At 74.3% G+C, this 19084-nt stretch carries 17 protein-coding genes and 2 tRNA genes; 6 read left to right on the top strand and 13 right to left on the bottom strand.

Features of this window, described 5'->3' with window-relative positions; all coding sequences use genetic code 11:
• Window positions 1-6 precede the first annotated feature (6 nt).
• The 9 genes from ACFXOZ_RS17485 to ACFXOZ_RS17445 all read right to left on the bottom strand — a co-directional run bounded on the left by ACFXOZ_RS17485 (window position 7) and on the right by ACFXOZ_RS17445 (window position 9475).
• Window positions 7-783, bottom strand: coding sequence for a tRNA-dependent cyclodipeptide synthase (locus tag ACFXOZ_RS17485; protein ID WP_380591245.1), 777 nt, complete (start codon window positions 781-783; stop codon window positions 7-9).
• Between the two features lie 417 nt (window positions 784-1200).
• Window positions 1201-1839, bottom strand: coding sequence for a peptide deformylase (gene def, locus ACFXOZ_RS17480; protein ID WP_375894116.1), 639 nt, complete (start codon window positions 1837-1839; stop codon window positions 1201-1203).
• Between the two features lie 52 nt (window positions 1840-1891).
• Window positions 1892-2878, bottom strand: a complete 987-nt coding sequence (locus ACFXOZ_RS17475; protein ID WP_360233351.1) for a hypothetical protein — start codon at window positions 2876-2878, stop codon at window positions 1892-1894.
• 366 nt (window positions 2879-3244) lie between these two features.
• Window positions 3245-4684 (bottom strand): HD-GYP domain-containing protein, encoded by a 1440-nt coding sequence (locus tag ACFXOZ_RS17470; RefSeq protein WP_380591242.1) that lies wholly within the window; start codon window positions 4682-4684, stop codon window positions 3245-3247.
• 134 nt (window positions 4685-4818) lie between these two features.
• On the bottom strand, window positions 4819-6252 hold the full coding sequence (locus ACFXOZ_RS17465; RefSeq protein ID WP_380525161.1) for an HD-GYP domain-containing protein: 1434 nt from the start codon (window positions 6250-6252) through the stop codon (window positions 4819-4821).
• 328 nt (window positions 6253-6580) lie between these two features.
• Window positions 6581-7000, bottom strand: a complete 420-nt coding sequence (rsrA, locus tag ACFXOZ_RS17460) for a mycothiol system anti-sigma-R factor (RefSeq protein ID WP_375894125.1) — start codon at window positions 6998-7000, stop codon at window positions 6581-6583.
• Entirely contained in the window at window positions 6997-7902 is a 906-nt protein-coding gene (locus ACFXOZ_RS17455) for a sigma-70 family RNA polymerase sigma factor (RefSeq protein ID WP_375894128.1), read from the bottom strand. The genes rsrA and ACFXOZ_RS17455 overlap by 4 nt, the downstream gene beginning before the upstream one ends.
• Before the next feature lie 163 nt (window positions 7903-8065).
• A complete protein-coding gene (locus ACFXOZ_RS17450) occupies window positions 8066-8704 on the bottom strand; it encodes an alpha/beta family hydrolase (protein WP_375894131.1) in 639 nt (212 codons plus the stop codon).
• A gap of 18 nt (window positions 8705-8722) precedes the next feature.
• Complete coding sequence (locus ACFXOZ_RS17445) at window positions 8723-9475, bottom strand: SOS response-associated peptidase (protein ID WP_380530042.1); 753 nt, start codon at window positions 9473-9475, stop codon at window positions 8723-8725.
• 167 nt (window positions 9476-9642) lie between these two features.
• Between ACFXOZ_RS17445 and ACFXOZ_RS17440 the strand changes: the two genes are divergently transcribed.
• From ACFXOZ_RS17440 to hisN, 5 genes are all read left to right on the top strand, one after another.
• The gene (locus ACFXOZ_RS17440; RefSeq protein WP_375894136.1) at window positions 9643-10368 is read left to right on the top strand and encodes a M50 family metallopeptidase; all 726 of its coding nucleotides are present in this window, start codon (window positions 9643-9645) and stop codon (window positions 10366-10368) included.
• Between the two features lie 66 nt (window positions 10369-10434).
• Entirely contained in the window at window positions 10435-11766 is a 1332-nt protein-coding gene (gene aroA, locus ACFXOZ_RS17435) for a 3-phosphoshikimate 1-carboxyvinyltransferase (protein WP_380530040.1), read from the top strand.
• A gap of 15 nt (window positions 11767-11781) precedes the next feature.
• Entirely contained in the window at window positions 11782-12837 is a 1056-nt protein-coding gene (rsgA, locus tag ACFXOZ_RS17430; protein ID WP_375894142.1) for a ribosome small subunit-dependent GTPase A, read from the top strand.
• A gap of 130 nt (window positions 12838-12967) precedes the next feature.
• The gene (locus ACFXOZ_RS17425) at window positions 12968-13291 is read left to right on the top strand and encodes a multidrug efflux SMR transporter (protein WP_188303055.1); all 324 of its coding nucleotides are present in this window, start codon (window positions 12968-12970) and stop codon (window positions 13289-13291) included.
• Between the two features lie 44 nt (window positions 13292-13335).
• Window positions 13336-14133 (top strand): histidinol-phosphatase, encoded by a 798-nt coding sequence (hisN, locus tag ACFXOZ_RS17420; protein WP_375894145.1) that lies wholly within the window; start codon window positions 13336-13338, stop codon window positions 14131-14133.
• Between the two features lie 113 nt (window positions 14134-14246).
• Here the strand turns inward: hisN and ACFXOZ_RS17415 are convergent, their stop codons facing one another.
• The gene (locus tag ACFXOZ_RS17415; protein WP_380591239.1) at window positions 14247-15722 is read right to left on the bottom strand and encodes a catalase; all 1476 of its coding nucleotides are present in this window, start codon (window positions 15720-15722) and stop codon (window positions 14247-14249) included.
• Window positions 15723-15827: 105 nt separating this feature from the next.
• Here ACFXOZ_RS17415 and ACFXOZ_RS17410 point away from each other — a divergent pair, with 105 nt between their 5' ends.
• The gene (locus ACFXOZ_RS17410) at window positions 15828-16253 is read left to right on the top strand and encodes a Fur family transcriptional regulator (RefSeq protein ID WP_380408749.1); all 426 of its coding nucleotides are present in this window, start codon (window positions 15828-15830) and stop codon (window positions 16251-16253) included.
• Between the two features lie 19 nt (window positions 16254-16272).
• On the opposite strand, the gene ACFXOZ_RS17405 is transcribed toward ACFXOZ_RS17410, so the two are convergent.
• From ACFXOZ_RS17405 to ACFXOZ_RS17395, 3 genes are all read right to left on the bottom strand, one after another.
• Window positions 16273-18246, bottom strand: coding sequence for a tetratricopeptide repeat protein (locus tag ACFXOZ_RS17405; RefSeq protein WP_380591236.1), 1974 nt, complete (start codon window positions 18244-18246; stop codon window positions 16273-16275).
• 366 nt (window positions 18247-18612) lie between these two features.
• A tRNA-Met gene (locus ACFXOZ_RS17400) sits at window positions 18613-18686 on the bottom strand.
• A gap of 168 nt (window positions 18687-18854) precedes the next feature.
• Window positions 18855-18928, bottom strand: a tRNA-Met gene (locus tag ACFXOZ_RS17395).
• Between the last annotated feature and the right edge of the window lie 156 nt (window positions 18929-19084).

Raw genomic sequence — 19084 nt, 5'->3', positions numbered from 1 at the left:
GGTCGACTACGCGGGCACAGCGGCTTCTACGGCCTCGACGACGGAGGACGCCGCAGCCGGCCGGATCACCGCGTACGCCTGGCCCGCCGCGGCGCGCAGACCTTCGTCCCGGCCGAACAGGACGGGCGTGAGCGGGAGTTGCAGGTGGTAGCAGCTGACCGAGGAGCCCACCCCCAGCAGCGCCGGGGTGTCCAGGAAGAACGGCAGTTCGGCGGCGATGTACCGCAGACCGGCGGCGAGTTGGGGTTCGCTGGGGGCGAGGCCCTCGTCCAGCCGGGCGGCCAGGAAGCCGCGGGCCATGCCCTCGGCGGCCGCCCGGAACTCCGGGTCGGTCCGCAGGGCGTCGACGGCCCGCCGGTGCAGCCGCTGGTAGGCGCGGTCGCCGGTGAAGGAGGAGAGGGCGTGCACCCGGACGTCCGGGACGTCCCGGACGTCGCCCCGCGGGCCGGCCTCCTCGACGCCCCGCTCGATCCGGCGGGCGGTGGCCTTAACCTCCTTGCGGGCCCGGCGCTCGGCCTGCTCGGGGGCGTAGCCGAAGGTCTCGAACTGGGTGCCGACGAGCAGGTCGGCGTAGACGATGTCGATCCGCTCGAAGAACTCCCACCCCCACCGGACGAGTTCGGTGATCCGCCGGGCGCTGAAATAGCTGTTGCCGGAACTGACGCCGATGAGCAGGTGCTCGCCGCGCCGCCAGATCTCCTGGCAGCGGCGGGAATACGGAAGTGCCTCGTACCCGCCCGACGGAATCACCGTCGGGCGCTCGTCCCGGAGGGCGTCGCGCATGCCTTGCCTCCACATCACAGCAGTGGTCACGGACTGGTCGTTCATGGGGATGTGGGGGAATTCGCAGAGGTGCACGGCGGGTGGGGGGAGTTCACCCGGAGTGCCGTGTGCACCTGGTGGGGCTGCGGCGCCCTGAAACTACCGCTGCCGCGCGGGAGCTCCGCAAGTCCCGTACGGGGGTTGGCGAAATGTGATCACCGAGCGGCCGGAATCCATGTGAACCGCCACCCGGGAAACGTGTTCACGAAGATTTCCCCGACAACTGCCGAATACCGCCCGGACGGCTCCTCGGGCCAGTGTGAAATCCTCCAACATCCCTCGGGAAAAGGGAATGCGTTTCGGAAGATTCGCCCCCCGGAAACGCCGAAGGCCGGTGCGGGAGATCCGCACCGGCCTTCGCCGACTACCGCTCAGCCGTTACTCGTTCGGCACCGTCGCGTACTTCGCGGTGCCCTCGGCCATCTGCTTGAGGGCGTCCTTGCGGTCCCGCTTCGACAGCTTGTCGATGTAGAGGGTGCCGTACAGGTGGTCGGTCTCGTGCAGCAGGCAGCGGGCGAAGAAGCCGGTACCCTCGACGCGGATCGGGGTGCCGTCCTTGTCGACGCCGGTCACGGCCGCGTAGTCCGGGCGCGGCAGCTCGGCGTAGGCGGTCGGGACGGAGAGGCAGCCCTCGTTGCTGTCGTCGAGCACGCGGCGCCGGTCGGCCGGGTACTCCTCCAGCTTCGGGTTGATCACGTGGCCGATGTGGCGCACGCCGTCGTCGTCCGGGCAGTCGTAGACGAAGACCTTGAGGTCGACGCCGATCTGGTTGGCGGCCAGGCCGACGCCCTCGGCGGCGTACATCGACTGGAACATGTCGTCGATCAGCGCGGAGAGTTCGGCGTCGAACGCGGTGACGTCCTTGACCTCGCGGTGCAGCACGGGATTGCCGACCACGGTGATCGGGCGCGCGGTGCCCTTGGTGAGGTCGGGCTCCTCACCGATCACCTTCGCGGGGGCCTCGGGCGCCGCCCCCTCCACGTCGTGCTCGTGCTGGTGGTCGTGCTGCTCCGCCATTGTCTTCCGCTCCCATAGGTCTACGCGTACCTCACCAGGGTACTCAGCGGGATCAGCAGACCTCTTCGAGATCCCGGTAGGCCCTGGTCGAGGGGGCGGCCGCGACCCAGCGGTCGAGCAGGGAGCGGACCAGGTGGGCCGGGGCGGCGAGCCCGCACTCGCGCTCGACCAGCCAGGACATCCCGGCCGCGCCGCCCTGGCTGAGGTGGCTGAGGTGCCCGGGGTGGGCGGCGTCGCCGTCGTCGTGGGGGTCGTGGTGGGCGACGATCCCGTCGTCGGCGGCCATCCGGCTCTCCGAGCAGGCGCGGCACAGCAGCCGCACCGAGGAGGTCCAGTCCTCGGCGGCGTAGCCGGCGTCGGCGACCAGCCGTTCCAGCGCGTCCCGGTCGCCGGCGGTGGCGGCCTGCAGCAGCACCACGTAGGTCGGCACCGGGGAGGGCGCCCACAGCTCGATCTCGTCGAAGACGGGGTAGGCGACGCCGTCGGTGACCCGTTCGCCGTGCGGGGCGCCGTCGTGCAGCACGACCTCGCCCCAGCGGCGGCCGGAGGAGGGCAGCGGGATGGACAGCACCTCGATCCGGGCGGGGTCGAGGCGCCGGCCCCACACCACCTCGGACTCGCCGTCGGGGGACAGCCGCACCGGGGTGGTGCCCAGCTCCAGGCTGACCGGGCCGTCCCCGCCGGGGCCGCCGGGCAGCTTGAGCCCGTAGGCCTGCCAGGCGCGGCGGGCGAGCGGCCAGTCCTGGAGGGCGGTGGCAGTGATGCCGAGGTTCCACCAGTCGGGGGCGCCCTGCTCGCGGTCGAGCAGGGCGACGGCGCGCAGGCCGGCCGAGCGGGCCTGCTCCCAGTCGCGGCGGAACTTGTGCAGCAGGGCGAGGTTGAACCAGGAGTCGGACAGCCAGGGCTCCAGGTCGGCGGCCATCACCAGCAGGGCGCCGGCGTCCTCGTAGCGGCCGTCGCCGATCAGCGTGAAGGCCCGGTCGGTCGTCTGCCGCCAGGTGGCGGACGGCCGGTGCCGTGCCCGGTGGAAGATCCTCACGTTCGTCCCTGCCGTCGTCGTCCGCTCAAGTCCCTTGCCGCCGGGCCCGTCCCGTCCTCGACGGGGCCCGGGTCCCGGTGCTCCGGGTCGGTGTTCCACGCTACGACCGCATCCAACCACGCCCGCCCCCGCCCGCGCTCCCCACCGCCGAGGTTGGGGCCGCCCCTCCCCAGCCTGCCCGTCGGAGCGCACCTCCTCAACCCCGGACGGGCGCCGCCCGGCCGCGCCCCGACCGCACCGCCGCGCCCCGGCGGGCGGGCGGGCCCCCGGGCGGACGCCACCACACCCCTCGCGAGGACGGCGCTCTCGGCGGCCGACCCTCAGCCCCGACCCTGCCCACCGACCCCCGCCCCCGGCAGCCGGCCCTCAGCCCCGCCCCTGCCCGCCGACCCGGGCGAGGGCGTCCACCACCCGGGCGTCGTAGACCCGCCCGCGCCCCAGCCGCAGCACCTCCAGCGCCTCCAGCCGCCCCACCGCCTCGCCCAGGCCCCGCCCCCGGGCGGCGGTGAGCAGGTCGTCGTGGGCGTTGGCGACGCGGATGATCCGGGCGGCGAGCGGCACCGGGCCCTCACCGCCCACCGGCCCGGGGCAGGGGTCGGCCAGTCGGGCGACCTGCTCGGCGACCTGCCGGGGCACCCCGGTGCGGCTGATCACCTCGCTGCCGAGCCGGGCGATGCGCTGCTGCTCGACGGCGGGCAGCAGCGCGGTGGCGCCGTCCGGCACCGGTTCGACCAGGGAGAGTTGCCCGACGTCGTGCATCAGCGCCGCGTACTCCAGCAGGGCGAGCTCACGGGTGCCCAGCCCCAGCTCGCGGCCGAGCGCGCACGCCGTGTCCGCGACCCGGCGCGCGTGCCCGTGCGGGGTGTACCCGGCGACCTCGGTGGCCCGGGCCAGGCTGGCGATGGTCTGCCCGGTGGTGGCCCGCACCGCGGCCGCCCGCCGGAAGGAGACCTGGGCGAGCAGCAACGGGGTGCAGAACAGCGGCAGCGCCCACAGCCCGACCTCGCCGGCCGCGAGGCTGACCAGCATCCCGGTGGCGACGATCGCCGAACCGATCCCGAACAGCGAGCGCAGTTCGTCCTCCAGCGCGGCCGGGAAGCGCGGCCCGCCGGCCCCGGGCCCGTCCTCGGGCTCCCGCCCGCGGGCCGCCGCCGGGGCGCACGCCCCGTCGCGCCGTGGCCGGTCGCCGACGGCTCCCTGGGCGGCGCCGGGCAGGTGCCCCCAGCTGCGCCCGGCCCGCCCTCCGGTCGAACGGCGGGCGGGCGAGGACGGGCCCGAGGAGCGCAGCAGCGCCGCGAGCGTCGCGTCGCAGAGCGCGGCGAGCGCGGCGACGGCGGTCAGGAAGGCCCCGTAGGCGGGGCCCTCGGGGGAGAAGCGGTCGACCAGGCCGCCGTTGTAGAGCGGCTGGAACACGGCGGCGGCGAAGCCGACCGCGAGCAGCCGGCGGGCCGCGCTGTCCCGCCGGGCCGGGTCCGCCCAGGGCGGCCGCCGGTGCGGGCGCCCCGGCCGGTGCGGCAGGGCGAGCCCGGGCAGCCAGCCCAGCAGCAGGCCGACCCCGGTCACCGCGACGACCTGGAGGGTGCCGTGCGCGGTCGGCACCCCGCGCAGCGGCCCGAGCAGGGCGTACGCCAGCGCGCCGGCCGCACCGATGGGCGCCTGCTCACGGTCACCCGGAAGGGTGATCCGGACGCATTCGCCGAGCGCGATCAGCGCGGTGAACGCCAGCGCGACCCTCGGCTCGGCGATCCCCCGCACCGCCACCGCGCCGAACGCCGGCACCACCAAGACGGCGGCGGCCGCGTGCACACCCCGCGCGGTGCGCCCACGCCCACGCCCCGAACCGGCCCCGTGCCCGCTCCTGTGCCCCGAACCGGCCCCGACCCCGTGCCCCGAACCGCCCCCGCCCTCGGCCCGGCCCCCGCCCCCGGCCGCGCGCCCGGTCACGGCTGCCCGGCCGCGGGGCGGACCCCGCCCTGGGCGGGCACCCGTCCGGGCGCGGCCCGCACCGGCTCGGGCACCCCGAGCGGGATGTCCGGGACGGCCCGTACGCAGTCCTCGGAGTGCACCACCGGCTGCCAGTCGTGCACGGCCAGCGCGTCGATCAGCGCCCGCACCATCACCGGGTCGAACTGGCTGCCGGAGCAGCGCTCCAGTTCGGTCACCGCCTCGGCGACGGGGCGGCCGCGCCGGTAGGAGCGGGTGGAGGTCATCGAGTCGAAGGCGTCGGCGACGGAGATGATCCGGGCGAACTCGGGGATCTGCTCGCCGGCCAGTCCGCTCGGGTAGCCGCGCCCGTCCATCCGCTCGTGGTGGTGCAGGATCCCGGCGTGCGCCTCACCGAGGAAGTCGATCCCGCGCACCAGCTCGTACCCGTACACCGGGTGGACCTCCACGGCGCGGCGTTCGTCCTCGTCGAGGGGACCGTTTCTGCGCAGCAGCTCGGTGGCCACGCCGAGCTTGCCGACGTCGTGCAGGATCCCGGCGAAGCGCAGGGTGCGCAGCCGCTCGGGCTCCATGCCGAGCTGATCGGCGATCAGCACCGAGGCGCGGCCGACCCGTTCGCTGTGCCCCCGGGTGTAGGCGTCCTTGATCTCCACCGCCTGCACCAGCGACTGCACGGTGGCCTGGTGGGCGTCCCGTTCGCGCTGGCCCTGGGCGAAGACCCAGGCCGAGATGGACAGCGGCAGCAGGGCCAGCAGGGCGGCGAACGCCCCGTACGGGCCCTGCCAGAGCACCGCGACCATCAGTCCGCCGGCCGCGTGCACCAGCACCGGCAGCCCGCACACCGCGCAGGCCCCGCGGAGCACCTCGGTGACCGGCCGGCTCTCGCTGAGCACCACCATCACCCCCACCACCAGCCCGTTGACCAGGCAGAACGCGCCGACGGCGGCGAAGCCGGGCAGCAGTGCGGCGGGGAAGCGGGAGCCGAGCAGCAGCTGCGGGCCGTGCAGCAGGTGGAAGGCGACCGAGGAGGCGAAGGCGCACAGCGCGAGCTGCGAGCCGTTGAACAGCTGGCGGCCTCGGCAGCCGGGGCCGGTGGGGCCGCCGAGCAGGGCGGCGGGGGCGGCGACCAGGGCGGCCGCGGCCGGCGGGAGCATCAGCACCCCGGCGAACAGCACCGGGAAGAAGGCGTTCGCCCCGGGGCGGGCGGGGACCCGTCCGGCGGGCGCGGGGCGGCGCAGCAGCCGGCGCAGCAGGAGCGAGCAGGGGGTGGGCAGGCCCTGGGCGAGCGACTCCCAGCAGCCGTGCAGGAAGCCGAGCAGTCCGATCTTGGGCCAGTCCGCCGGGTGTCCGAGCCAGCGCGGCACCCCGGGCGTGACGGTCTCGGGCAGCAGCGGCAGCAGGCAGCACAGGGCCGCCACCGGGACGGCCACCAGGTAGCGCGCAGCCCCCCGCGGCAGGGTCGCGCCTCCACTGTCGGTAGCGATCTCGGCCTCCCCGCGTCCGGGCCCTGTTGCCTCAGCGCGCCGGGCTGACCGGCGGTGAGCGTCCGTCAGGAGGATAGGCCGCCGTCCGGGCGTGGGGACGCATGATCGCGCAATGGCGCAGTTGGCGCACCGCCAACTCACTCGAACGAGTGAGGGCGCATGCGAGCAGAACGGGAGCGGCCCCGGGAGCGCATGCTCCCGGGGCCGCTGAACTCCCTGCCCGAACCGCTCGGCACCGCCCTCGCCGGCGGGCCGTACGGGCCGCTGCGCCGGACTACTCGGCCGGCGCTCCGGCCTCGACCGGCGCACCGGGGCGCACGCCCGGCGCGTCACCCGCGTCCTCGCGCGCCTGCACCGGCCTGGGCGCCGGACGGGCCGCCTCGACGTGCACCTCGACGGTCGTCTCCACGGCGACCACCACCGGCTCGCCCGAGCGCTGCCCGGCCCGGATCGAGTCGATCCTGGCCAGGACCTTGCTGCGCAGGTCCGTCGGGGTGTCGTCGCAGCCGCAGGAACGCTTGATCAGCGCCTTGATCGCCTGCTCCAGCCCGTACTGCTTCAAGCAGGGCGAGCACTCCTCGAAGTGCACGCGCAGCTTGGCGCAGTCGCCCTCGGCCATCTCGTTGTCGAGGAATTCATAGAGGTGGTCGAGGACCTCGCCACACTCGGTTTCGTGCGGATCGCCGCAGCTCATGAGCCCGAGCCCTTCGCTTCCTGCCCTGCCCCGCTGCCGGCCGGGACCAGCCCGCGCTCACGGGCGTAATCCTCCAGCATGCCGCGCAGCTGCCGGCGGCCGCGGTGCAGCCGGGACATCACCGTACCGATGGGAGTACCCATGATGTCCGCGATCTCCTTGTACGCAAAGCCTTCTACGTCCGCGAGATACACGGCGATCCGGAATTCCTCCGGGATCGCCTGGAGCGCGTCCTTCACGTCGCTGTCGGGCAGGTGGTCGAGCGCCTGGGTCTCGGCCGAGCGCAGACCGGTCGACATGTGCGACTCGGCCCTGGCCAGCTGCCAGTCCTCGATCTCCTCCGCCGCGGTGCGCTGGGGCTCCCGCTGCTTCTTGCGGTACGAGTTGATGAACGTGTTGGTGAGGATGCGGTACAGCCAGGCCTTGAGGTTGGTGCCCTCACGGAACTGGTGGAAGGACGCGTACGCCTTGGCGAACGCCTCCTGGAGCAGGTCCTCCGCATCCGCGGGGTTGCGCGTCATGCGCAGCGCCGCCGAGTACATCGGGTCGAGGTAGCCCAGGGCGTCGCGCTCGAAGCGCTCCCGCCGGGCCTCCTCGGACTCCTCCGCCGACACCCGGAAGGTGTCCTCACCGATCGCCTCGGCCAGCTCCTCACCGGTGAGCGCCTCGCCCGCAGGCAGGGCCTCGTCCGGGCCACGGCCCGGATCGGCCTCGTGCTCGGTCCCGACGACCGGACCCACCTCCTCGGCATGACGGGCACGGCCCACTGCGGGCCGCCCAGAAATGGAGGATATCGGGCTGACGGGCTTCTCGCCCGCGTCGAGCCAGTCCGACCAGGAGGGGGCGAACGCCGCGGCGGCCTCGCGCTCCTCCGGCCGTTCGGGGCACGCGATCGAACCCATCTGCCCTACCTCTCACCGGTGACTCATGCTGACGGACACGACAACCACACCGGCCCCGCCCGCATTCCCGCCCGCACCCGCCGTTCACTCGCACGAGTGAGCGAGCGGAAACACCCTGCTCACGGCCCCTCACACGGGCACCGGAGCCACAGCGGCACCGGCGTCACAGCAGCCCCAGCACCCAGTCCCCCACCGCCGAGCAGATCAGCTCCAGCACCTCGTCCTGCCCCACCGACGCCCGCTTCGGCACCTCGAACCCGTGGTTCCCGTACGGCAGCGCCACCAGCTCGTGCCCCGCCGGCAGCTCCGGGAACTCCGCCGGCCCGCCGAACGGGTCCGCCGCACCCTGCACCACCAGCGTCGGCAGCCCCGACCCCAGCAGCTCCTCGGCACGGCTCTTCTCCGGCTTCCCCGGCGGGTGCAGCGGGAACGCCAGCGCCACCACCCCCACCGCACCGCTCGCCGCCCCCGTCCGACAGGCCACCCGCGCCCCCGCGCTGCGCCCGCCGACCACCAGCGGCAGCCCGGCCCCGGCCAGCCGCTCCGCGACCGGCAGCCAGCCCACGTCCAGCGTCCTCGGCGCCGGGCCCAGCTTCTTCCCCGCCACCCGCCACGGCTGCTCCACCAGCGCCACCGTGATCCCCCGCTCCGGCAGCCGCCCGGCCAGCGCCACCAGGTCCCGGGCGCCGGTCCCGCCGCCCGCCCCGTGGCCCAGCGCCAGCACCGCCCTCGGCGCGGCCGCCCGGTGGTAGGTGATCCGGGCGTCCCCGGCCCCGGTGGTGACGAGTTCGGAGGTGGTCATCCCGGCAGCTCCCAAGTCTCAGAACAGTGTGGTCTCGTACTCGACCTCGGTCCACGGCTCCTTGAGCTCCGGACCGTTGTTGCGGATGTTCCCGACCGCCGGCGACACCGGCGTGGCCAGCAGCGCCCCCGGCGGCGGGGGTATCAGCAGCCGGCGCACCTCCTCCGGGTCGCCCAGCCCCGGGTCCAGCCACTGCCCCCAGTCCCGCCGGTCCAGGAACAGCGGCATCCGCTCGTGGATCGGCGCCAGCGACTCCTCGGCGTCCGTGGTCACGATCGTGAAGGTCACCAGCCAGGCCTCCGGGTGCCCCGGCGGCACCGCCCGGTTGCGCCAGAACTCGTACAGCCCCGCCAGCGCCAGCGGGACGCCGTCCGCCCGGGACACGAAGAACGGCTTCTTTCGCGCCTTGCCCCGCTCCCCCGGCACCGTCTGCCACTCGTAGTAGCCGTCCACCGGCAGGATGCACCGGCGCGAGGCGAAGGCCTGCCGGTAGGCCGGCTTCTCGTGCACCGTGTCCGAGCGCGCGTTGATCATCTTCACCGCCGTCTCGGCGGAGTTCGACCACTGCGGCACCAGCCCCCAGCGCAGCGCCCGCAACTGCCGCACCGGCCGCGCCGCCCCCTTGGCCAACCGCTCCAGCACCACGTACGCGCTGTTGGTCGGCGCCACGTTCCAGTTCGGGTCCAGGGACTCCTCCGGGTCCCAGAACTCCACGTCGAACAGCTCGACGACGTCCTCCGGCTTGCTGCTGGCTGCGAAGCGACCGCACATGCGGGCCAGCCAACCACACCGCGCCCGCTCAGCACTTCCTCATCCACGGAGCAGAACCGCCCGCTCCCCTCCGCCCGTCCCCGCATGGGAGGCTGCCCCGAACGGCCCAACCCGGCCCGAACGGCGAATCCACGACACAGCACAGCGAACGGAGGCGCAGCCCGCCGATGAACCCGAACAACCAGAACCTCGGCGAACTGTGGGACCGGGTCACCGGCACCCAGGCCGCCCCGCCCGGCTGGCTCGTCCTCGCGACCGGCTGCGCCGCCCTGCTCGCCGTCCTCGCCCGCCCGCTCTGGCACGTCACCCGCAACGCCGTCACCATCGCCCACGAGGGCGGCCACGGCCTCGCCGCGCTCGCCACCGGCCGCAAGCTCGCCGGCATCCGGCTGCACTCCGACACCTCCGGCCTCACCCTCTCCTACGGCCGCCCCACCGGCCCCGGCATGGTCCTCACCGCCGCCGCCGGCTACACCGCCCCCGCCCTGCTCGGCCTCGGCTGCGCCGCCCTGCTCGCCGCCGACCGGATCACCCTGCTGCTCTGGCTCGCCATCGCCCTGCTGCTGGCCCTGCTCCTGCGGATCCGCAACGCCTTCGGCCTGTTCACCGTGCTCGTCGCTGGCGGCGCCTTCTTCCTGGTGTCCTGGTTCGGCAGCGCCCAGGTCCAGGCCGGCTTCGCCTACCTCGGCTGCTGGTTCCTGCTGTTCGGGGCGGTCCGCCCGGTCCTGGAACTCCAGCACCAGCGCCGCACCGGCTGGGCCCGCGACTCCGACGCCGACCAGCTCGCCCGGCTCACCCACGTCCCCGCCCTGGCCTGGGTCACCGTCTTCCTGCTCACCGCCCTCGCCTGCCTCGCCCTCGGCGCCACCTGGCTGCTGCAACCCCTCCACTAGATCACCGCCGTCCCGCCATCCGGCCGCAGCAGGGGCCGTTCCGTCACGGACCCTAGACTGGCCCCCATGACCGACTCCTTGTGGCCCGCCCCCGTCGCCAGCGCCCCCGTCGACGCCACCGTCACCATTCCCGGCTCCAAGTCGGTCACCAACCGGGCCCTGGTGCTGGCGGCCCTCGCCGACGGACCCGGCTGGGTGCGCCGCCCGCTGCGCAGCCGCGACTCCCAGCTGATGGCCGACGGCCTGCGCGCCCTCGGGGTCACCATCGAGGAGAAGGTCAACAACGACTCCGGCGGCACCGGCGGCGGCGAGGCCTGGCGGGTCATCCCCGCCCCCGCGCTGCGCGGCCCCGCCAACGTCGACGTCGGCAACGCCGGCACCGTCATGCGCTTCCTGCCCCCGCTCGCCGCCCTCGCCGACGGCCCGGTCCACTTCGACGGCGACCCGCGCAGCCACGAGCGCCCCCAGCACGGCGTGATCAACGCCCTGCGCGCGCTCGGCGCCCGGATCGAGGACGGCGGCCGCGGCAGCTTCCCGCTCACCGTCCACGGCACCGGCGGCCTCGACGGCGGCCCGGTCGAGCTGGACGCCTCCTCCTCGTCCCAGTTCGTCTCCGCCCTGCTGCTCTCCGGCGCCCGCTACCACCACGGCGTCGAGGTCCGGCACGTCGGCGGCCCCGTCCCGTCGCTGCCGCACATCCGGATGACCGTCGAGATGCTGCGCCTGGCCGGCGCCCAGGTCGACGCCCCCGAGGACGGCGGCGAGAAGGACGTCTGGCGGGTCACCCCCGGCGCCCTGCTCGGCCGCGACCTGGTCGTCGAGCCCGACCTGTCCAACGCCGCCCCGTTCTTCGCCGCCGCCCTGGTCACCGGCGGCCGGGTCACCGTCCGCGACTGGCCCCGCCACACCTCCCAGCCCGGCGACCAGCTGCGCGACCTCTACTCCCGGATGGGCGGCGCCTGCGAGTACACCGACGAGGGCCTCCAGTTCACCGGCACCGGCCGGATCCACGGCATCGAGGCCGACCTGCACGACGTCGGCGAGCTCACCCCGGTGATCGCCGCCGTCGCCGCCCTCGCCGACTCCGAGTCCCACCTGTACGGCATCGCCCACCTGCGCCTGCACGAGACCGACCGGCTCGCCGCCCTCGCCAAGGAGATCAACGACCTCGGCGGCGACGTCAGCGAGACCGAGGACGGCCTGCGGATCCGCCCCCGCCCGCTGCACGGCGGCATCTTCCACACCTACGAGGACCACCGCCTGGCCACCGCCGCCGCGGTGCTCGGCCTCGCCGTGCCCGGCGTCGAGGTGGAGAACGTGGGCACCACCGCCAAGACCCTGCCCGACTTCCCCAAGATGTGGGCGGAGCTGCTCGGCGGAGCGGCCGCGGACGCCTGAGCGGAGACTTGAACCATGCGCCGCTACGGCAAGGACGCCGACGAGGACGACATCCGCAACCGCCCCGCCCGCCGGGGCTCCCGGCCGCGGACCCGGATCCGGCCCAAGCACGAGGACGCCGACGAGGCGATGGTGCTGACCGTCGACCGCGGCCGGATCACCTGCCTGGTCGACCCGGGGACCAAGCAGGAGCGTGAGGTCGTCGCCATGAAGGCCCGCGAGCTGGGCCGCAAGGGCGTCGTCGTCGGCGACGTGGTCAACCTGGTCGGCGACCTCTCCGGGGACGCCGACACCCTCGCCCGGATCGTCCGGGTCGAGGAGCGCAGCTCCGTGCTGCGGCGCACCGCGGACGACGACGACCCGTACGAGCGGATCGTCGTCGCCAACGCCGACCAGCTGGCCATCGTCACCGCCCTGTCCGACCCGGAGCCCCGCCCCCGGCTGATCGACCGCTGCCTGGTCGCCGCCTACGACGCGGGCATGGAACCGCTGCTGGTGCTCACCAAGTCCGACCTCGCCCCGGCCGGGCCGCTGCTGGAGTCGTACGCCCCGCTCGGCATCGACTACGTCGTCACCCGCCGGGACGAGCTGGAGACCGCCGGCGCCGAGGCCGTCCGCGAGCACCTGCGCGGACTCTCCACGGTGTTCATCGGCCACTCCGGCGTCGGCAAGACCACCCTGGTCAACGCCCTCGTCCCGGACCGGCGGCGGCAGACCGGCCACGTCAACGCCGTCACCGGCCGCGGCCGGCACACCACCGTCTCCGCCCTGGCCCTGCGGCTGCCCCCGCCGCCCGGCGTCAAGCCCGGCTCGAAGAAGGCGCTCGACCCGGGCTGGGTGATCGACACGCCCGGCTTCCGCTCCTTCGGCCTCTCCCACATCGACCCGTCCCGGGTCATCCTCGCCTTCCCCGACCTGGAGCCGGGCACGGTCGACTGCCCGCGCGCCTGCAGCCACGACGAGCCGGACTGCGCCCTGGACGCCTGGGTCGCCGACGGCCACGCCGAGGCCGCCCGGCTCTACTCGCTGCGCCGTCTGCTGGCCAGCAAGGAGGCCCGCGAGGGCGACTGAGCCCGGCGGGGGCTCCGCCCCTTCCCCGAGGCTCGCGGCCCGTTCGAGGTGTCGGACCGCCCCTCCCTGGCGATCATAGGAAAGTCGGGCCGGACACGGCCCGTCCGTCGATCGACAGGGAGGGCGCGCGATGGCATGGGCCCTGGTGATCCTGGCCGGCCTGCTGGAGACCGGCTTCGCGATCAACCTCAAGCTCAGCGAGGGCTTCACCAAGCTCTGGCCCACCATCAGCTTCTGCGTGTTCGCCCTCAGCAGCTTCGGGCTGCTCACCCTCTCGCTCAAGAGCCTGCCGGTCGGCCCCGCCTACGCCGTGTGGACCGGCATCGGCGCCGCCGGCACCGCCATCTACGGCATGGCCTTCCTGGACGAGACCACCTCGGTGCTCAAACTGGTGTCCATCTCCCTGGTGATCGCCGGCGTGATCGGCCTCCAGCTCAGCGGTTCCGCCCACTGAGCGCCCGCCCTCCCCGGCCGACCCGCTGAGCTAGGGTTTCGGGCATGGCCGACTACCACGACGATCTCCGACTCGCCCACGTCCTCGCCGACTCGGCCGACTCGGTCACCCTGGAGCGCTTCCGCGCCCTCGACCTGAAGATCGAGACCAAGCCCGACCTGACGCCGGTCAGCGACGCCGACAAGGCCGCCGAGGAGCTCGTGCGCAGCATCCTCCAGCGCGCCCGCCCGCGCGACGCCGTGCTCGGCGAGGAGTTCGGCCTCCAGGGCTCCGGCCCGCGCCGCTGGGTGATCGACCCGATCGACGGCACCAAGAACTACATCCGCGGCGTCCCGGTCTGGGCCACCCTGATCGCCCTGCTGGAGGACGGCCCGGACGGCGTGGAGCGCCCGGTGGTCGGCATCGTCTCCGCCCCGGCGCTGCAGCGCCGCTGGTGGGCCGCCAAGGGCCTGGGCGCCTACGCGGGCCGCAGCCTGACCAAGGCCTCCCGGATCCACGTCTCCGGGGTGTCCCGGATCGAGGACGCGTCCTTCTCGTACTCCTCCCTCACCGGGTGGGAGGACCGCGGCCGGCTCGACCCGTTCCTGGACCTCACCCGGGCCTGCTGGCGCACCCGCGCCTACGGCGACTTCTGGTCCTACATGATGGTCGCCGAGGGCGCCGTGGACATCGCCGCCGAGCCCGAGCTGTCGCTCTGGGACATGGCCGCGCCGTGCATCGTCGTCGAGGAGGCCGGCGGCAGCTTCACCGGCCTGGACGGCGTCCCCGGCCCGGGCGGTGCCGACGCGGTGGCCACCAACGGCCTGCTGCACGACGAGACCCTGCGGCGGCTCTCCGTCTGAGCCGCTGTTCGCCCGTTCGCCCCCGGAGCGCTCCCGGGGCCCCGGGCGCAATGGTGCGGGCCCTGTGACCAGTGGGAGCTGGTCACAGGGCCCGCCGCTCGTTCCGGCCCGTCCTACTGCTTGCGCAGCTCCCGGACCGCCGCCTCCAGCCGCTGCCCGTAGTCGGCGTCGGCCTTGCGGAAGTTGTCGATCGCCCGCTCCACGATGTCCTCGCGGTCGGCCGAGACCTTGGCGATGAAGCCGGCCAGGTTGGCGATCAGCCGCTGCTTCTCGTCCTCCGTGAACAGCCGGTACAGGTCACCCGCCTGCACGAAGTCGTCGTCCTCGGCGTGCGAGGGCGCCGCGTGGGTGCCGGTGGGGCCGTCGACGGCGGTCGCGGCCCAGAGCGGACGGCCGGTCTGCACCGGGCCGCCGAAGCTGTTGGGCTCGTAGTTCTTCTGCCGGCCGTGGCGGCCGTCGTACAGGTACCCGTCCCGGCCGTTGGTGCGGGCCTCGGTGGCGTGCGGGCGGTTCACCGGCAGGTGGTCGGCGTTGATGCCGACGCGGTAGCGGTGGGCGTCCGCGTAGGCGAACAGCCGGCCCTGGAGCATCTTGTCCGGGGACGGGCCGATGCCGGGCACGAAGTGCGCCGGGGAGAAGACCGACTGCTCGACCTCGGCGAAGACGTTCTCCGGGTTGCGGTTGAGCTCCAGCCGGCCGATCTCGATCGGCGGGTAGTCGGCGTGCGGCCAGACCTTGGTCAGGTCGAAGGGGTTGAAGCGGTAGCCGGCCGCGTCGGCCGCCGGCATGACCTGGACCTGCACCGTCCAGCTGGGGAACTCGCCGCGCTCGATCGCCTCGCGCAGGTCGCGCTGGTGGCTGTCCGGGTCCTCGCCGGCGAGCCGGTTGGCCTCGGCCTGGGTGAGGTTGCGGATGCCCTGGTCGGTCTTGAAGTGGTACTTGACCCAGAAGTGCTCGCCGGCCTCGTTCTGCCACTGGAAGGTGTGCGAGCCGTAGCCGTTCAGGTGGCGGTAGCTGGCCGGGATGCCGCGGTCGCCGAACAGCCAGGTCACCTGGTGGGTGGCCTCGGGCGACAGGCCCCAGAAGTCCCAGACGTTGTCGGCCTCCTGCGAGCCGGTGTACGGGTCCCGCTTCTGGGTGTGGATGAAGTCGGGGAACTTGATGGCGTCCTTGATGAAGAACACCGGGGTGTTGTTGCCGACGAGGTCGTAGTTGCCCTCCTCGGTGTAGAACTTCAGCGCGAAGCCGCGCGGGTCGCGCACCGCGTCGGCCGCGCCGAGGTTGCCGGCCACCGTGGAGAACCGGAGGAAGACCTCGGTCTGCTTGCCGACCTCGGACAGGAACCCCGCCCGGGTGAAGGGCGTCACGTCGGCGGTCACCGTGAAGGTGCCGTACGCGCCGGCGCCGCGGGCGTGCACCACGCGCTCCGGGATGCGCTCGCGGTTGAAGTGCGCGAGCTTCTCGAACAGCAGCTGGTCCTGGATCAGGGCCGGGCCGCCGGGGCCGGCGGTCTCGGTGTTCTGGTTGTCCGCGACGGGGGCACCCGCCTCGGTGGTGAGGGTCGGGCGAAGCTCGTCCTGCGTGGTCATGGCGGGTTGCCTCCGGGGGATCCGATCGTGATGACACGATCCTAACTTGGACTTCGTCCAAGTCAATACTGGCCCTAATCCCGGAGCGTGACTTATTCTGGTCCCATGAGTGATCTGCTGGAGAGACTGCGCGGACGCGGCTGGCGGCTGACCTCACAGCGCCGCGTGGTGGCCGAGGTCCTCGACGGCGAGCACGTCCACCTCACCGCGGACGAGGTGCACGCCCGCGCCGCCGCCCGCCTGCCCGAGATCAGCCGCGCCACCGTCTACAACACACTCGGCGAACTCGTCACCCTCGGCGAGGTGCTGGAGGTCGCCACCGACGGCCGCGCCAAGCGCTACGACCCCAACGCCCACCGCGCCCACCAGCACCTGGTCTGCTCCGGCTGCGGCGCGATCCGCGACGTCCATCCGCACGGCGACCCGCTCGCCGCGCTGCCCGCGGCCGAACGCTTCGGCTTCGCCGTCACCACCGCCGAGGTCACCTACCGCGGCCTGTGCCCCGACTGCCGCCACCGAAGCGGCAGTTGACGCCCCGCCCGGACGGGCCCTACGCGCTCAGCTCGGCGTGCAGCGCGCCCAGCAGCCGCCCGGCCCGCTCCGCGACCTCGGCCGGACCGTAGTCGATCGCCCGCCGGCACCAGTTCTCCGCCTGCACCGGCTCGCCCCGGCGCAGCGCCAGCAGCGCCAGCCGCAGCGCCGCCCGGCCGTGCCCGGCGTCGGCGGCCCGGGTGTACCAGAGCATCGCCTCCGCCTCGCAGTCCTGCCGGGCCAGCAGCAGCCCCAGGTTGAACGCCGCGCTGCGACTGCCCGCCCCGGCGGCCCGCCGGTACCAGCTCTCGGCGATCTCCAGCGCCCCGCGCTCGGCCGCCCGCACCCCCATCCGCACCTGGGCACGCCGGTGCCCGGCATCGGCCGCCAGCGCGTACCAGTGCTCGGCCTCGGCGTCCGCGTCCCCCCGCCGGTCCAGCACCGAGGCCAGCCGGAAGGCGCCCTCCGCCGAACCGCCGGCCGCCGCCTGCCGGTAGCGCTCCAGCGCGCCGGACAGGTTGCCGCGCTGCTCCTGGGCGACCGCCAGCTGCAGCGCCGCCTCGCCGTGCCCCTCGGCCGCCGCCCGCGCGTACCACTCCTGGGCCTGCCGCGACTCGCCGCGCCCGGCGTGCAGCACGCCCAGGTTGAAGGCGCCGTCCACGCTGCCGGCCTCGGCCGCCTTGGAGAACCACGGCTCGGCGCCGGACTCGTCGCCGCGCTGCAGCAGCACCACGGCCAGCGCGTTGCAGGCCTCCCGGTGCCCGGCGTACGCGGCCCGGCGGTACCACTGCTCGGCCTGCTGGTCGCGGCCGGTGCCGGCGCAGAGCAGGCCGAGGTTGAAGGCGCCGTTCTGGTCGCCCGCGTCGAGCGCGGTGCGGTACCAGTGCTCGGCGGCCTTGGCCTCGCCGCGGCTCGCGTGCAGGGCGCCGAGCGCGTTGGCGGCGTTGCCGTCGCCCGCCTCGGCGGCCTCCTGCCACCACTCGGCGGCGGCGGCGACGTCCCCGGAGTCGCGCAGCAGGAAGCCGAGCGCGCAGGCGGCCCGCGGCTCCCCGTTCTGCGCGGACTGCCGGTACCAGCGGGCGGCCTCCTCCAGCAGCGACCGGTCGGTGCGGGCCCGCTCCTCCAGCAGCACGCCCAGGCGCAGCGCGGCGCGGGCGTGGCTGCGGGCGGCGGCCGTGCGGTACCAGGCCTCCGCGGTCTCCTTGTCCCCGGCGGCCTCGCGCATCCGGGCCAGCCGGTAGGCGGCCTCACGGTGCCCGGCGTCGGCGGAGACCTTGAACCAGCGCTCGGCCCGCACGTCGCGCCGGTGCTCCATCAGGTCGCCGAGGGCGTAGGCGCCCAGCGGGTGGCCGTGGTCGGCGGCGTAGTGCAGCCAGTACTCGGCGGCCTCCTCCTCGCCCTGGTCGCGCAGCTGCAGCCCCAGCGCGTGCGCGGCGGGGGCGCTGCCCGCCACCGCCGCGTGGCGCCACCACTGGCCGGCCTCGGCGCGGTGGCCCTGCTGGTGCAGCAGGACGCCCAGGTTGTTGGCGGCGGCCCGCACCCCGACGGCCGCGGCGGCCCGCAGGTACGGCTCGGCGTCCTCCAGGTCGCCGCGGCGCAGCAGCAGGGTGCCCAGGCGGCCCGCGGCGTCCGGGTCGCCGCCGTCGGCGGCCTGCCGGTGCCGGGCCTCCAGGGCGGCGGACTCCCGGGCGGCCAGCGCGGTCTCGAAGCTGGTCGGGTCCAGCCCGGCCGGGTCCAGCGCGGCACCGGCCGGCGCCTCCTCACCGCCCGCCCCGTACGGGCCCACGGCGGCGGAGAACTGCCGGGTGGAGACGTGCACCAGGCTGTCGGGCCCGGAGCCGCCGACCGCGGGGCGCTCGGACAGCCCGCTGGTGCGCTGGGCGGGCAGGGCTCCGGGGCGGCTCTCGGGGCTCTCGGCGCTCTCCGCCCAGGCGTCGGTGTCCGCCTCGACGGCCGCACCGGACTTGGCGCCTGACTTGCCGATCAGCCTCATGCCGACTCCCGCTCCCCCAGAGTGTCGCGGCATCGTGCCCCGGCCGACGGCCGGGGGGACTCCCAGGAGAGGTGCCGGACCGGACGGCCCGTCAGCGGCCGTGCACCGTCCCCCATGTGTCCCATCGTCGCATCACCCGCTACCCGCGTACACCTGCCCCGGCCGAATTCGAGTGGGGCGGACCCGAAGCCGACGGAATTGCTTCGGCGCTTTGTCGATTTCCCGACACTTGCGCCCCACAAACCCCGGTGCCGTCCCCGTTGGCGACGGTCGATAGTACCGGAGCGGTTCCCGCCGCTTCCGGACGGAAACGTCCGGGTACGACAGAGGCCCGGAGGAATGATCCTCCGGGCCTCTGACACTGAGTAGCGGGGACAGGATTTGAACCTGCGACCTCTGGGTTATGAGCCCAGCGAGCTACCGAGCTGCTCCACCCCGCGTCGTTGATCAAACTCTAGCACGGTTTCGACGGGGCCCGACACCACCGGCCGGCGGCCCCCGCCCACCGCGGCCGCCACCCCCGGACCCGGCAGGACTCCGGACCCGACCGGGGCCCGGATACGACAGAAGCCCGGAGGATGTGATCCTCCGGGCTTCCTGCTACTGAGTAGCGGGGACAGGATTTGAACCTGCGACCTCTGGGTTATGAGCCCAGCGAGCTACCGAGCTGCTCCACCCCGCGTCGGTAAGAGAACCGTAGCACGGACGCGGGGTGGACCCAAAAACGGTCACCGCAGCTCAGCGGGGACTAGGGCCTGTCCGGCGGATCTTGCCAGGCGCGCGACGCCGGGCATCCCGCCTGGACGCACGCCCGAATCGCCCAAGTACGTCCAGTACG

The organism is Kitasatospora sp. NPDC059160 (assembly GCF_042755465.1).
In the GTDB taxonomy this organism is placed as follows: Bacteria; Actinomycetota; Actinomycetes; order Streptomycetales; family Streptomycetaceae; genus Kitasatospora.
Note: the sequence above shows the minus strand (reverse complement) of the source record. Positions and strands in the feature narration are given on the sequence as shown.